General features: G+C 59.3%; 10 protein-coding genes and 4 tRNA genes. 4 read left to right on the top strand and 10 right to left on the bottom strand.

Annotated elements, in window-relative coordinates:
* Nucleotides 1–151: 151 nt before the first annotated feature.
* A complete protein-coding gene (gene ccmI, locus BLW36_RS00620; protein ID WP_091383912.1) occupies nt 152–1,372 on the bottom strand; it encodes a c-type cytochrome biogenesis protein CcmI in 1,221 nt (406 codons plus the stop codon).
* Complete coding sequence (locus BLW36_RS00615; RefSeq protein WP_244506073.1) at nt 1,365–1,895, bottom strand: cytochrome c-type biogenesis protein; 531 nt, start codon at nt 1,893–1,895, stop codon at nt 1,365–1,367. Before BLW36_RS00615 ends, ccmI begins: the two co-directional genes overlap by 8 nt.
* A 176-nt stretch (nt 1,896–2,071) precedes the next feature.
* Here BLW36_RS00615 and BLW36_RS00610 point away from each other — a divergent pair.
* Nucleotides 2,072–2,147: transfer RNA gene (locus BLW36_RS00610), tRNA-Val, on the top strand.
* Between the two features lie 48 nt (nt 2,148–2,195).
* Nucleotides 2,196–2,272 (top strand) — tRNA-Asp (locus BLW36_RS00605).
* Nucleotides 2,273–2,594: 322 nt separating this feature from the next.
* On the opposite strand, the gene BLW36_RS00600 is transcribed toward BLW36_RS00605, so the two are convergent.
* Complete coding sequence (locus BLW36_RS00600) at nt 2,595–3,302, bottom strand: DUF4197 domain-containing protein (protein ID WP_091383910.1); 708 nt, start codon at nt 3,300–3,302, stop codon at nt 2,595–2,597.
* A gap of 230 nt (nt 3,303–3,532) precedes the next feature.
* Here BLW36_RS00600 and BLW36_RS00595 point away from each other — a divergent pair.
* Nucleotides 3,533–3,608, top strand: a tRNA-Val gene (locus tag BLW36_RS00595).
* Nucleotides 3,609–3,658: 50 nt separating this feature from the next.
* A tRNA-Asp gene (locus BLW36_RS00590) sits at nt 3,659–3,735 on the top strand.
* 343 nt (nt 3,736–4,078) lie between these two features.
* On the opposite strand, the gene BLW36_RS00585 is transcribed toward BLW36_RS00590, so the two are convergent.
* The 7 genes from BLW36_RS00585 to ccmE all read right to left on the bottom strand — a co-directional run bounded on the left by BLW36_RS00585 (nt 4,079) and on the right by ccmE (nt 13,735).
* Entirely contained in the window at nt 4,079–4,318 is a 240-nt protein-coding gene (locus tag BLW36_RS00585; protein ID WP_091383908.1) for an Imm74 family immunity protein, read from the bottom strand.
* Between the two features lie 4 nt (nt 4,319–4,322).
* Nucleotides 4,323–9,146, bottom strand: coding sequence for an RHS repeat-associated core domain-containing protein (locus BLW36_RS00580; RefSeq protein WP_091383906.1), 4,824 nt, complete (start codon nt 9,144–9,146; stop codon nt 4,323–4,325).
* Between the two features lie 429 nt (nt 9,147–9,575).
* Complete coding sequence (locus tag BLW36_RS00575) at nt 9,576–10,010, bottom strand: OsmC family protein (protein WP_091383905.1); 435 nt, start codon at nt 10,008–10,010, stop codon at nt 9,576–9,578.
* 110 nt (nt 10,011–10,120) lie between these two features.
* The gene (locus BLW36_RS00570) at nt 10,121–10,723 is read right to left on the bottom strand and encodes an IMPACT family protein (protein WP_244506072.1); all 603 of its coding nucleotides are present in this window, start codon (nt 10,721–10,723) and stop codon (nt 10,121–10,123) included.
* Nucleotides 10,686–11,270, bottom strand: coding sequence for a DsbE family thiol:disulfide interchange protein (locus BLW36_RS00565; protein ID WP_091383901.1), 585 nt, complete (start codon nt 11,268–11,270; stop codon nt 10,686–10,688). Before BLW36_RS00565 ends, BLW36_RS00570 begins: the two co-directional genes overlap by 38 nt.
* An 18-nt stretch (nt 11,271–11,288) precedes the next feature.
* Entirely contained in the window at nt 11,289–13,289 is a 2,001-nt protein-coding gene (locus BLW36_RS00560) for a heme lyase CcmF/NrfE family subunit (RefSeq protein WP_091383899.1), read from the bottom strand.
* A complete protein-coding gene (ccmE, locus tag BLW36_RS00555; RefSeq protein ID WP_091383897.1) occupies nt 13,286–13,735 on the bottom strand; it encodes a cytochrome c maturation protein CcmE in 450 nt (149 codons plus the stop codon). Before ccmE ends, BLW36_RS00560 begins: the two co-directional genes overlap by 4 nt.
* Nucleotides 13,736–13,795: the final 60 nt, after the last annotated feature.

Genomic DNA, 13,795 nt, shown 5'->3' with positions numbered 1-13,795 from the left:
CGCCAATTGTACATGGCAGCGGCGGGCGTTTCAGCGCTAATTTTCACCGTTAGTCAGCCCGACCAGGCCCGGTGCAGAAGATGTGAGACCGGTATCCGCAAGGAGGCACAATTCCGGGCCAGGTCATCACCCCGGCCCGGACCTGCCGAGCCTAGAGTTCGCTATCGATGGTGATGGACTGGGGCTCCCCCCAATCTGTTTTCGGCAGCGATTCGATCATGCCCTGCCAGTCACCCGGCGCCGGGCGGGCATCGCCGCGCACCGCAAGGCGGGCGACCAGCTGTACCGCATCGACATTGGCGATCGAACGCCCGGGCATCATCGCGCGGGACTCGTCCAGCACAACCTCCACAGGCAGCTGATCGGCGGTCAGGCGCACTATTGCCAGCGGAATCGGGCTGTCACTGCCGCGGGCGTAGATAAATACCGGCGTGGTCGGCTTGGCCTCGACGCCATCCGCAAGGCTGACACGCACCTGGATGGATGGGCCTGCCGCCACTTCACGTTTGACCGCCTCGACCGGCTCACCACTGTCGGCGAGCGCCTTTTCCGCCCGCGCCACGCCGGCAGCCAGCGCCTGCGCAGCAGCAGAGCTCGGCGACAACTGATTCAACGCACTCTGCCAGTAATCCCGCGCCGCGCGGTATTCCCCGTTTTCGAAGGCGCCGATACCTGCCAGGCCCAGCGCCGTGCCGTTGTCCGGCTGAACAGCCAGCACTTCGCCCGCCAGCCGGCGCACCTCGTCATTCACCCGCGAGCCGTTGGCGAAGAACAGCGCCTGTGCCAGCTCCGCCTTGACGTCTGCCGCCTGGGGCTCACGCGCGACCACATAGCGATAGGCGGCCACCGCGCCCTGGGTATCACCACTCACCAGCAGGCGCTGAGCCAGCACATAGCGGCTGGTCAGATCTTCGGGATGGGATTCGACGCGCGCCTGCAGCTCGCGGGTAATACGGGCCTCATCCGCAGCATTGGTCTTGCCCTGCTGACTGGCGACCATCTCGCGGTACAGCGCCAGCCCTGAAGAATTACCGGACCAGAAATAGATCCCCACCGCCACCAGCGGCAGCACCACCGCCAGCACGACCAGCAGCCCGCGACCGCCACCGGAGGACACCACGCTGCCCGCGCCCTCTTCCGCCGCAAGCAGGTTGCGGGCCATTTCGGCTTCCAGCTGCGCGTATTGCTTGTCGTCGAGCGCGCCGCTTTCCAGTGCCGCCTGCAACTCCGCCTTACGCTCACGGTACAGCGCCGCCAGCGCCGCGCGCTTGTTCGCCGCTCGCCGTACACCGACACCGCGTAGCGCGGGCCACAGAAATACGAATATGAGCGGCAGCATCAGCAGTGCCAGGCCCAGCCAGAGTTCAGTCATCGTTCTTCTTCCCGCTACCGCTCAGTCCATCCACATCGTCACCGAGCAGCTGCTGCAGCCGGCGGCGCTCGTCCTCCGTCAATTCGCCACTGGCATCGTCCTGGCGCGCGCCGGTGCCACTGCGTGAACGCAGCACTATCACGATCAGCGCGAACAGCCCAATGGCTCCGAACACCCCCGGGGCCAGCCACAGGGCGACCGTATTGCGCTGCAGTGGCGGGCGGTAGAGCACAAAGTCACCATAGCGGGCCACCATGTAGTCGGTAATTTCCTCATCGGTGAAACCCTCCTCCAGCAGGCGGCGGATCTCCCGACGCAGGTCCCCTGCCACCGGCGAATCGGACCCGGCCAGATTCTGGTTCTGGCACTTGGGGCAGCGCATCTCCTCGATCAGCACGTGATAGCGCGCCTGCAACTCCGGCGACGACAACTGCTCCGCCTCCACCGCCGCCTGTACAGCCAGGGACAGGCACAGGGCGCACAGCGCCGCGGCAATCGGGGCCAGCCAGCTTTTCTGTCTCACGGTATCTCTCACGATCTCAATCCGCCGGAAATTTGCGCGATTATAGCAGCGCCACCCGTATCGGACACGCCCGCGTTCTGCGCCTCAACCCGCTTAAGCTATTGAAAGACAAAAAATTTTTCGGGAAAGCGTTGACGGGGCAAAATTTTTCATTAAGATACGCAGCTCCTGACGCGGGGTGGTTAGCTCAGTTGGGAGAGCGACGGCCTTACAAGCCGTAGGTCACAGGTTCGACCCCTGTACCACCCACCACTTCCTCTTCACCTGCTGGGCAGGATCATTAGAGGAAGAAAGGAATGCGGACCGGTAGTTCAGTTGGTTAGAATGCCGGCCTGTCACGCCGGAGGTCGCGGGTTCGAGTCCCGTCCGGTCCGCCATATACAAAAAAGGCTCACACGAAAGTGTGGGCCTTTTTTGTATATGTTGGATCGGCGTACGACAAAATTGTCGGGAACAATTTTGGACGCCGACGCGAAGCAGAGGCGCCCGCAGGGAGAGGGCCAGGATGGCCCGAATCTGTATCCCGTTCGACAAATTCGTCGGGAACGAATTTGGACGCCGCAGCGCAGCGGAGGCGCCCGCAAGGCGAGGGCCAGGACGGCCCGAGTCAATCCCGTCCAGCCCAGATAAAAAGCAAAAGCCCGCGCGTAGCGGGCTTTTTCGTTTAGGCAAACTCTCGCCACGCAGAGAATAGAACCACTACCCCTCCGCCGCACCAAACACCTGCCCGATCAGCACGCTACCGCGAGCAACCGGATCCCTCCGGATCAGCGTCTCTTCCTCGCCAATTCGGCTGAACAGCGTCGACATACTGCTGTCGATCACATGACGCTCCAGGTCCATGTCGGGTTTGCTGGCGATCGGCAATTTGCCGTAGACCGCGAGCATACTCTTGTACTGGTCGTAAAAGCCGGTCTTGCGCAGGTTTGCTTCCACAATCGGCTGATAACGCAGGCGAAGTGCACTTTCAGTTTGCCCGCGGAAGTAGTCGGTCGCCGCGGTATCACTGCCACGGATAATGCCCAGGGCATCATTGACCGTCATGCCGGTTATCGCCTGCTTGAACACCGGTGCCGCTTCGGCTACTGCCTGCTCCGCACCACGATTCATCGCGATTTCCAGCTGGTCCACATAACTACCAAATCCAAACTGGCGCAGGCTGTCCGCGACGGGCCGCGCAGCCGCTGGCAGCTGCAGGTTGAATGCCCCCGACTGTGACAGCCGGGTACTGGCACGGTCGGTACTGGTATACAAGGTTTCCTTGATACCTCGGGCGAGCCTGGAATCGGTATCATAGCCCGCGTTTTTTGCGATCTGGTTGCCCACATCGACCCAGGGCGAAACTGCTTCCATATTCTGACAGCCCGCCAGTGCCATCAAGCCTGCAAGTACCCAGCATCGTTTCATCGAAATTCCCCTCTATTTCTGATGCGGACATATTACCGCAGCCAACAACGCGTGGCAGCGACAATCTTCATACGGCAGCCCCGCAAAGAGTCGCCCGACGAAATCCCGAACAAAATTTAACCACCGAATACAAAAGAAAAATGGCGACCAGGTTGCTATCCAGCGGGGTTTATTTTCTACAAGCGTTGACTGGGCAAAGTTTTTCGTTAAGATACGCAGCCCCTGACGTCGGGTGGTTAGCTCAGTTGGGAGAGCGACGGCCTTACAAGCCGTAGGTCACAGGTTCGACCCCTGTACCACCCACCACTTCCCTTTCACCTGCTGGGTAGGGATTTTTAAGGGAAGAAGGGAACTGCGGACCGGTAGTTCAGTTGGTTAGAATGCCGGCCTGTCACGCCGGAGGTCGCGGGTTCGAGTCCCGTCCGGTCCGCCATATACAAAAAAGCCCTGCTCGCAAGAGCGGGGCTTTTTTGTATATGGGGGATCGCGGGTGAGATCCCACGTTCGACAAAATTGCCGGGAGCAATTTTGGACGCCGAAGCAAAGCGCAGGCGCCCGCAGGGTGAGCGCCATGGATGGCGCTCATCATTCCCGTCCGGTCCGTCATATACAAAAAAGGCCCACACGAAAGTGTGGGCCTTTTTTGTATTTTTTGGATCCTCGTGTGAGAGCCCCGTTCGACAAAATTGCCGGGAACAGTTTTGGACGCCGTAGCGAAGCGCGCGTAGACAAGCTATGAGGCGACGCAAGTGTAATACACCTACTATTTACCCATCTCATTCTATCTCTATTTTAATATTTCTTTCCTTTGCATCCGACAGCAGTTGCCTCAAGATCTTCTTCTTTAAATCACACCCAATCAGTTCACCTTTTGGTTCATCCCACTCGTTTATACTGTTCTCATATGCAATAAAATCAGGAGACCCATAACCAGGAAGTAGTGCCTCCCCTAAAATTGTTACAGTCCCATGTTCAGTTTGTAGAACTATATGTCCTCTCGCAATTTCTTTAATCATGTTGCTAACGCTCGAAAATTATTGTTTCTTGCATAGATTTTGGATCAATTGTTGTAATCTTGGAAACGTTGGGATTATTGAGCAAAGCCGGCAGTTCTCTATTTTCCCAAATATTCCCCGGTCTCATATTTTGCCCAACCACAGCCCTAACCTCTCCTGAAACGCTTTCTGCATACTGCTTAGATATATCTTCCCACGCCTTTATGGCGCCCGGATTATTCGGGTCCCAATCCGGCATGTTTATCCTCCTCTTATCTAATAGTATCTCAAGTGTCACGCCATCTTTTTGCTCGGCGATTTCCCAAGCGACATTCTGGCCACCAATGCCATCCGTGCGCCCAGACCAGAAGAAAGCTGTATCTGGCTCAGTTGCGACTTTAGATTTTTTAACAAATTGACCATTGGAGTTACGCCAACGCTGTACTTTAGAGTCCCAATTTTCTTTACATTTACAGCCAGATGGATCTATCCAAGAAATAGGGTTGGGCGCGTACCTATAGCTATTTACACCCCCTAATATTCCTATCGGATCTTGTGTCGTAAACTGCCCTATCTCAGGATCATAATACCGAAACCGGTTGTAATGCAGCCCGGTCTCCTCATCAAAATACTGCCCCTGAAATCGAATCGGCTGCTCGACAGCATCGCAATTCGCCAGCGCCACATTGCCATAGGTCCGGTAACTGACACTCCAAACGACTTCACCGTTGCTGTCCGTCAGTGTATCCGGTGTGCCCAGGTGATCCAGGTGGTAGTGATAGACCTCATTCTCTTCGCTTAACGCAATTGGCTTGAAGGTGCCGGGTTCGAAGTAGTAAGAGCGGGCCTTCAGGTCCTGACCCGTCTGGGTATCGCGAGTAGTTTCCCGCAGCAGCACATCGCCATCCCAGAGGAAGTCGATCTCCCTGCCGGCATCACTTTTGCTTATACGCCTTCCGAGGGGATCGTATTGATAGCGGGTCTCACGCAAGAGCCGCTCTTCCCCGCCCTCCTCTACTCTCAATTGCTCGACACGTACCAGCTGCTGTTTGCTGTTGTAGTGATAGCGGGTCTGCAGCTTCTGTCTCTTGCCGCGCAAGGCGGTGATACGGTTACCGTGGACGTCGTAGCGGTAGTGGGTGTCGCCGCGGAACGCCAGGCGGTTGCCATTCACCTGCGTGGTGCCCGCCTGTTGCTGCGCCTCTTCCGGTGACGCTGCTGCAGCGAGGATATTGTGGGCCGGATCGTGGACGAAGTGCTCGGGATTCGGGCCCTGCACCTGGGTCAGGCGATCCAGCGCGTCGTAAAGGTATTTGCGGCTGCCGCGCAGGCTGTCATCTATCTGCGCCAGCTGTCCGGCGATATTGTAGTGATAGCCGCGCTCGTGCAGCGGATCTTCAATCGGACCTGCGGCCTTGCCGAGACGAACTTTGTGCAGGCGGCCCTGCGGGTCGTAATCGCGCTCACTGGTGAGGCCATTGCCGTGTTGGCGATGGATCTCGCGGCCCAGGTCGTCATGCCGGATTGCCGCGAGCAGCTGATCGGTCTCGGCGCCCGCAGGGCGGTGGTATAGGCTCTCGAACTGACCGGCGGGGTTGTAGGCGAAGTTCAACATCTCGCCGTCGGGCAGCGTGGTCGCGGTACGATTGCCGGCGGCGTCGTAGCGATGGCGAATCTCGGCCTGATCCTGCCAGTCGCCAATGACACGGCCACAGGCATCGTATTCCCAGCGCAGTTTGCGGTGGGCATTCTCAGCCTCGACCATCTGCCCCATGCGGTTGTAGCGGAAACTGGTCACAGCGTCCGGCGTGGTCTCACGCAGTAGGCGGCCGAAGGGATCGCGTTCGAAAACCGTATCTATGCCACTGCCGCTTTGTGGATCGGTAACCGCGCGGCTGCTGACCAGGTGGCCGGCGCGGTTGTAGGCATAGCGTGTCACACGGCCGTCGAAGCCCACTTCCTCGATCAGGCGCTCACTGTGATCGTACTTGAGCTGGTACCGCTCACCTTTTTCATTGGTGAGGCCGACCAGGTTGCGCTCGCCGTCGTAGTGATACTCGAGCCGGCTGCCATCGGGATTAATGCGCGTGCTTACCTGACTCAGGCCGTCGTATTCATAGCGGGTACTGCGGCCCGCGGCGTCGAAGATCTCGGTCACGAAACCCTGCGCATTGTATCGATACCGGGTACGGGCACCGTCCGGACCGGTCACCCCACTGATGCGGTCCTGAGAGTCGTACTCGTAGCGTGTGGTCTGCTCGGGGCCGTGCTGCACCTCCACGAGACGCTGCGCGCTGTCATAGCGGTAATGCTGCACGCGGCCCATCGCATCGTGCACGGCACTCAGCTTGCCCTGAGGATTCCACAGATAGCGGGTGGTGTTGCCCAGTGGATCGGTAATGCTGCCCACCAGACCGATGGGGTTGTAGCTGTATTGGGTGGTATTGCCGAGGGGATCAACGGTGGCAGTGACCTGGCCGCTGCTGTTGTACTGGCGCCGCCAGGAATGACCGGCGGGATTGGTAATCTTTGCCGGCAGCCCTTCGACGTTGTATTCGATGCGGTGCTCGCCGCCGGACGCATCGACCTTTCTGATCAGCCGGCCATAGCGATCGTATTCGTAGTGCTCCTCGCGCGGGATGCCGTCATTGCTCGGCAATTGCGCCTTGGTCAGCTGTCCGAGCGCATTGTATGTATAGAGGGTCTCGCCCCCTTCCGGGTCGCGGTGATAGATCGGCAGTGCGCGCTCATTGAAGCGATAGCGCTCTTCACCACCGCGGGTATCGGTCACCGTGACACCCTTGCCGTCATCGTCCCAGGCAAAGCGATAGCTGTAGGTAGGCTGGCCGTCGATAGGGTCGCCCCACTGGCGCAGGCAGCGGGCACTTGGGCCGTCCGTATCCCACTCGAAATGGAAGCTGTAACCGCTCTTCAGGGTACGTCTCTTAATGACGTGCCGCTGGTATTGGTACTGCTCACTCTGCCCCTCGGCATCTGCCGCCTCGATCAGATCTCCCGCGTCGTCGTATCGGTAGCTGGCCAGGGGTACGATGCGTCCATCGCGGTTTTCTTTTTTCAGCGCACCGATACGGTCGCCTGCCGGGCTGATATGCAGGGCCTCGCCGAGGCTGCTCTCGACGCAAATCAGGCGCCCATCGACATAATGGAAGATATACCCGTTGCCGTAACCGTCGCGGATCTCCGCCAGGACCAGGTAGTCCGCTGAGGGACTGCAAGGCTTGAAGTGTTTCTGCACGCCGCTGGGTGCGCCGTAGGGTGCGATCACCCAGTGGTCATGCCGGACGCGGGTAAGAGTAAGCCCCTCCACCACATTGTGACTGCGGCCACTGGCGCCCGGCTCCGGCAGTGCGATGACCCGGCCTTCGGCATCATGGAAGTGCAATGCACTGCCGGCGCCACGCCACTCGAGGCGTTCGCCCAGCGTGTGGGTCCAGCCGTGCCCCATACCGAAATCTTTTGGATTGCTGCTGCGATAAGTGCGCGCGACCGTCAATGGCAGCGGGCCGTCCAGTACCGCATCCACTAGCGTGAGGCGCTCCTCGCCGGTTTTCAGGTTGATCGGCTCACCGCCCTCACAGGCGTTGGCATTGCACTGAGTGCTTGCTCCATTCTGGTTGCTGCCGGTCTCACTGCTGGTCTTATCCGGCTCGGCGGAAGATGCGGGGCTCTCACTGTCGCCACCTTCTTTTCCATCGCCTCTTGCCGCCGCACTCGGCTTCCGTGCGGCCGGGGCCGGCGTTACAGACGGCTCGGCGGCATCCACGGTTTCGAGGTCGCTGAACTTTGTCCCCTCGAGCCGCGCGCCGCGCTTTTCCGCCAGCGCGAGCCGCTGCTTGCGGTGCTTGGCGAAATCCACCATCAGCTCGCCGACACCGCGGAAACGCTTCATCAACCGTGTATTCTTGGCCATGGCCGCAGCAGCGCCCGCTCCGCCGGTGACCGCTGCCAGCACTATCGTCAGTATGACTTCGAAGACGCCGCCGCCAGCAAACTCCGTCAGTTCCAGACTGTGCTGCGCCTTCACATAATCCCTGGCGAACCGAGTGATATCACTGCGCAGGCCGCTGTCACCATAGATCAGGTGGGCGACCTCAAAAGCCTGCTCGAGTTGCTCGACCGTGACATTGGCAGGATCGAACCCGAGCACGTCGACGATTTCCTTGCGAACTTTCGCCAACTGCGCGCGCGCCGACTCGGCAGGATTCTGGTCGTTCAGGTAATAGTTGCCGGCGGCCATCAGCATCCCGGTGCTCTGCCGCACAGGGTTGATCAGCGCCACCACTTCGCCGACATCCTTGACCCAGACGGCCAGATCCCAAGCGGCCCGTCCCAGGCCCGCACCGCCGCGCTCGATATAGGCCCCCACTTTTTCCAACGCGCTACGCTTTTCGTGGACGGTCTGAATTCGGGCGGCCTCGGCCCGCTCCTCGGCAACGACCTGCTGCAGCGCCATACGGATACGCGTGCGCAAGTCGGATTGACGCTCGTCCAGATCAGCGGCGCCGAGGGGGGCCTCTTCGATCAGCAGCCGGTTTTGCGACAGTGCGAGGTAGATTTCCCGGTAGCGGTCATTAAGCAACCCGGTAAAGTTAGCGACGGTTCCGAGCGCCGGCAGAATGTCGTGCTGGGGGCCTTTGTTGAGGCTTGCGGGAGAGGTTATGCGCTGATCAATTCCGAAGAATTTATCGAATATCTGTTCGATGGTTGCTTCATCGAAGGTTGATATCAGGTCCAGTGCTGCGTGATTTAGCAGACCTTCCGGCGGATGCGACCAACCGCGGCTGACCCGATAGCGAACACCCGATCGGTTCTCGACAACTAATTGCATTGTTATTCCCTTAAACTGCGCAACGCGCTCTTCCCTGAGAGCAAAATTCTAAATTAACCAGCTATTGGAGCAAAGGGCCCGCGGAGAGACGCTGCCGAAAAATAAGGAAAGGAATTGGTGAAATGTCACCAAAATCATTTTTAAAACAGGTGATCGCACACAAGGCGATGAATATCGCCAATGCCACTCGCCCAGCTGAGCGACGCAACCGAACAGAGGAAGTTCTTTTAAAAATCCGAAACTTTTAATCTTGGGGAGAAAACGGATTTTATTCGAATTATTTTCGACATATTGATTGCGTGACAGCGGGTTGTGTCACGCACCTGAACCACAAATCGATAACGGCACTTGCACTGGCAATAAAGCGGCGGCATACCAATGCAGGATTATTGATCGAAACAGTCTGTCACTCTGCAACCCGTCGGCAACTCAGGCACCACTGATATCCGACGTAAGTTCAACTTCCGCCGACAGGGAGTTGGTGACCAGGCAATAGGCCTCGGATTTTTCCAGTAACTGCCGTGCCTTGTCTGCATCGGTGCCCGGCTCCAGTTCCAGTGCGGCGTGAACGGAAAAATGGGTAAAGCGGATCTTGCCTTCCGCCTTGTCCAGCACACCCTCAACGGCGCAATCCAAGGATTTCCACGCAAGCTTGGAATGTCCGGCGATCGCGCGGAAGGTCAGCACAAAACAATCTGCGACCGCGGCGACGAGCAGATCCTCAGGAGACCATCGATCTCCGGGACCGCCGAATTGGGTCGGCGCGGCGGTGGGAATCATCTCCACACCCTCGGCTGAAACGCGCACCTCGCCGTCGGGGCCGCCGGCTGCCGAAACCTTGTAATGGTGGGGAAAGTTCTGCATGGGTGCCATCCAATAGAGTGTCTCAATTCAGCTTAGATGACGTCAAAATGGGCGGCAAGTAGAGGGGCTGGCTCGAGGCGGGCAGATACAAATACAGTGGGAGCGAAAGGCTACTCCGCACCTTTTATTAATGTGAACCCTTCCGCAAGCAACTGCTGTTGCAGTGGCGGCCACTGGTCTTCCGGCAATTGCAGCAGGACGGTGACCCCGTTGCTGTAATCGGCATCCTCACAATGGCCACGATACTGCCCCACCAGGAATCGCAATCGCGACTCCTGGGCAAAGTCGCAAGCCACACTCACTCGACGCACGGGAACAAAGGGTTGCAACTCAGCCGCTTTCAGCGCCGCGCCAACGGCGCCGCGATAGGCGCGCATCAGTCCGCCAACGCCGAGCTTGGTGCCGCCGAAATAACGGGTAACTATGGCGCCGACGTTGCCGACTTCCTGCTTCAGCAACAATTCCAGCATGGGGCGGCCGGCGCTGCCGCCGGGCTCACCGTCATCATCGGACTGCATGACTTCCGGATTGGCGGGATTGCCGATTACGAGTGCGGTGCAGTGATGGGTTGCATCCGGATACTGGGCGCGCACGCTGTCCAGCTGCTGCTGGAAGGCCGCCTTATCCTGCACCGGTCCGAGCCAGCAGATAAAGCGGCTTTTCTTTTCCTCGGTTTCACTGACAACGGGAGAGCAGGGAATCTGATAGCTCACCGGCAAACTCATCCCAGTGTTGGGTCTTCAGTTTCTGATAGAGGGGCTGCAGCTTGGTCTGCCAGATACGGTCGTCGACTACCCCCACATGCTTGCAGCGGATAGTACCTTCGGCGTCGACCAGGAAGGTTTCCGGCGCGCCGAAAACACCCAGGTCCAACGCCAGGCGCCCTTCCCGGTCGGCGATGCTGAACAGGTAGGGGTTATGGAATTTTTCCAACCATTTCTGTGCCGCCGTGTCGTCGTCCTTCAGGTTGACGCCGACAATCGGCACACCCTGTTCCGCCAGCTTGTTCAGATAGGGGTGCTCCACACGGCAGGAGATACACCAGGTGGCCCAGACATTCAGCAGCAACGGCTCCTTGGGCAGGTCGGCCTTGCGCAGCACTTTTTCACTGTCGGCGACCTTGGGCAGGGAGAATTCCGGCACCGGCTTGTTAAGCAGCGCCGACGGCAACTCCTGCGGATCCAGGGACAGGCCGCGCCAGAACAATACCGCCAGTGCAGCGAAAATAATCAGCGGCAGGAACAGTTTTAATCTAGCCATCGTTTTGCTCTATATCCGTCAAGCGGCAGTCACAGCCGCGTTCACTTCCGCTGCGCGCGTCGCCTTAACCTTGCGATAGCGCTTATCGGCCACGGCGATACTACCGCCTAATGCCATCAGTAGGGCCCCCAGCCAGATCCAGGCCACAAATGCCTTGTACTGCAGTCGCACGGCCCAGTCACCGTGGGGATTGTCCTTCTTCAGCGGCTCACCGAGGGCCACGTAGATATCCCGGAACAGACCCGAATCGATGGCGGCCTCGGTCATGGTATTGCCACCGGAGAAATAATTGCGTTTCTGCGGGTGCAGCTCGGCAACAGCGCGGCCATTTTTACTCACGTAAATGATGCCCTCAAAAGCACGGAAGTTTGGCCCCTGGGCAATACGCACACCATCGAAACGGTAGTCGTAACCGGCCACACTGTGGCTGTCACCTGCACCCATACGCAGGTCTTTTTCCACACTGTAAATCGTCGTCAGCGCCACGCCCAACACGGTCACTGCGAGGCCGACATGGGCCACGTGCATACCGAAGTAACTGGCGCGCTGCCGTCTTAGGCCGGCGACAAAAGAGTCCGCGTTGCGGGTCCTGGCAACAATATCGGCGATACTGGAAGCGGTAACCCAGACGCCGATAAAAATACCCAGTGCCGCCCCCCAGTGGAACCCTCCCCTCTCTTCCTGGCCGAGGGCAAACGGCAGCGACAGTGCCGCGATCACGGCGACTGCCAACGGCAGACGCCAGGCCGTAAGCAGTTTGTCCCAGCGGCTGTCTTTCCAGTTCGCACGGATACCGAGGCCGAGCAGCAGGCACAGCAGCGCCATCAGCGGCACGAAGAACAGGTTGAAGAACGGTGGCCCCACACTGATCTTGCCCCAATTGAGCGCGTCGGCCAGCAGCGGGTACAGGGTGCCGGTCAGCACCATGGCCATGATCAACATTAACAGGATGTTATTGCCGAGCAGGAAGGTCTCGAGGCTGCGGAATGAGAACACGCTACCGGCACTCACCGCGGGGGCGCGCAGCGCAAACAGCAGCAGTGACAGCCCGACCACAATCGCCAGGAATACAAGAATAAATCCACCGCGCAGTGGATCAGTCGCGAAGGCATGGACCGAAGTGAGCACGCCCGAGCGTACCAGGAAGGTACCCAACAGGCTCAGGCTGAAGGCGAAGATCGCCAGCAGAATGGTCCAGCTCTTGAACAGGCCCCGCTTTTCGGTAACCGCGAGAGAATGGAGCAGCGCGGTGCCCACCAGCCAGGGCATAAAGGAGGCATTCTCGACCGGATCCCAGAACCACCAGCCGCCCCAACCCAGCTCGTAGTAGGCCCACCAGCTGCCCAGTGCAATTCCGAGGGTCAGGAAAGCCCAGGCCACCGCCGTCCAGGGGCGTGCCCAGCGGGCCCAGGTGGAATCCAGCTGACCGCCCAGCAGTGCCGCGATCGCGAACGCAAAGGCGACCGAGAAGCCCACATACCCCATATACAGCAGCGGCGGATGGATAATCATGCCCGGATCCTGCAGCAGCGGATTCAGGTCGGTGCCTTCCAGCGGCGGGAACGGCAGGCTGCGATCGAAGGGGTTGGAAGTCATCAGGATAAACAGGAAAAAGCCGACCAGCACCAGGCCGAGCACCGACAGCACACGGGCGACCAGCTCCGCCGGCAACTGGCGACTGAACAGTGCCACTGCGGCGGCCCAGCCGGCCTGAATCAGCAGCCACAACAGTATAGAGCCCTCGTGGCCGCCCCAGACAGCGGTGATCTTGTAGTGCAGCGGCAGAATACTGTTGGAGTTCTGCGCGACGTAATTGACCGAGAAGTCGCTCTGCACAAATGCAATTGTCAGGCAGACAAATGCGATTGCGGTAAAGGCCAGCACCCCCAGGGAGAGTGAGCGACCGGCCTCCATCCACAGCGGCCGCGCGGTGTAGCTGCCGACCATGGGTACCGCCGCCAGCGCCAGCGCCAGCAACAGACCGGCTATCAGGGCGAAGTGGCCCAGCTCGGGGATCATATTTTCGCTCCGTCCGCGCAGCTGGCCTCGGCGGTCATGGATTCCGCCACTTCGGGCGGCGTGTAGTTTTCATCGTGCTTGGCCAGTACCTGGTCCGCGCGCAAGATGCCGTCCTGCGCCAGGCGACCGGTGATGACCGCGGCTTCGCCCTCGGCAAACAGGTCCGGCAGTATCTTGTCGAACACCACCTGCAGCTCGGCCGCGCCGTCAGTGATGGCGAAACGCACATCCAGGCTGTCCGCTGCGCGCTGTATGCTACCGGGCACCACGCAGCCGCCGGCACGGATACGCTTCTCGAACGGCACCTCTCCGGCTGCGAAAGCGCTGGGTGCATAGAAGTAATCCATATTGTTGCGCATCGCATAGGTGACAAAACCGATTGCGGCGCTGGAGAGGGCTACCAGAACAATGACCAGGATCAGGCGTTGTTTGCGTGCAGGGTGCATCGTTTTCGTTGTGCTCCGAACATCTAAATGAATTTTTGTCGGGCGCGTCGCGCGCACCCA

This window comes from Microbulbifer marinus (assembly GCF_900107725.1).
Taxonomy (GTDB): domain Bacteria; phylum Pseudomonadota; class Gammaproteobacteria; order Pseudomonadales; family Cellvibrionaceae; genus Microbulbifer; species Microbulbifer marinus.
Note: the sequence above shows the minus strand (reverse complement) of the source record. Positions and strands in the feature narration are given on the sequence as shown.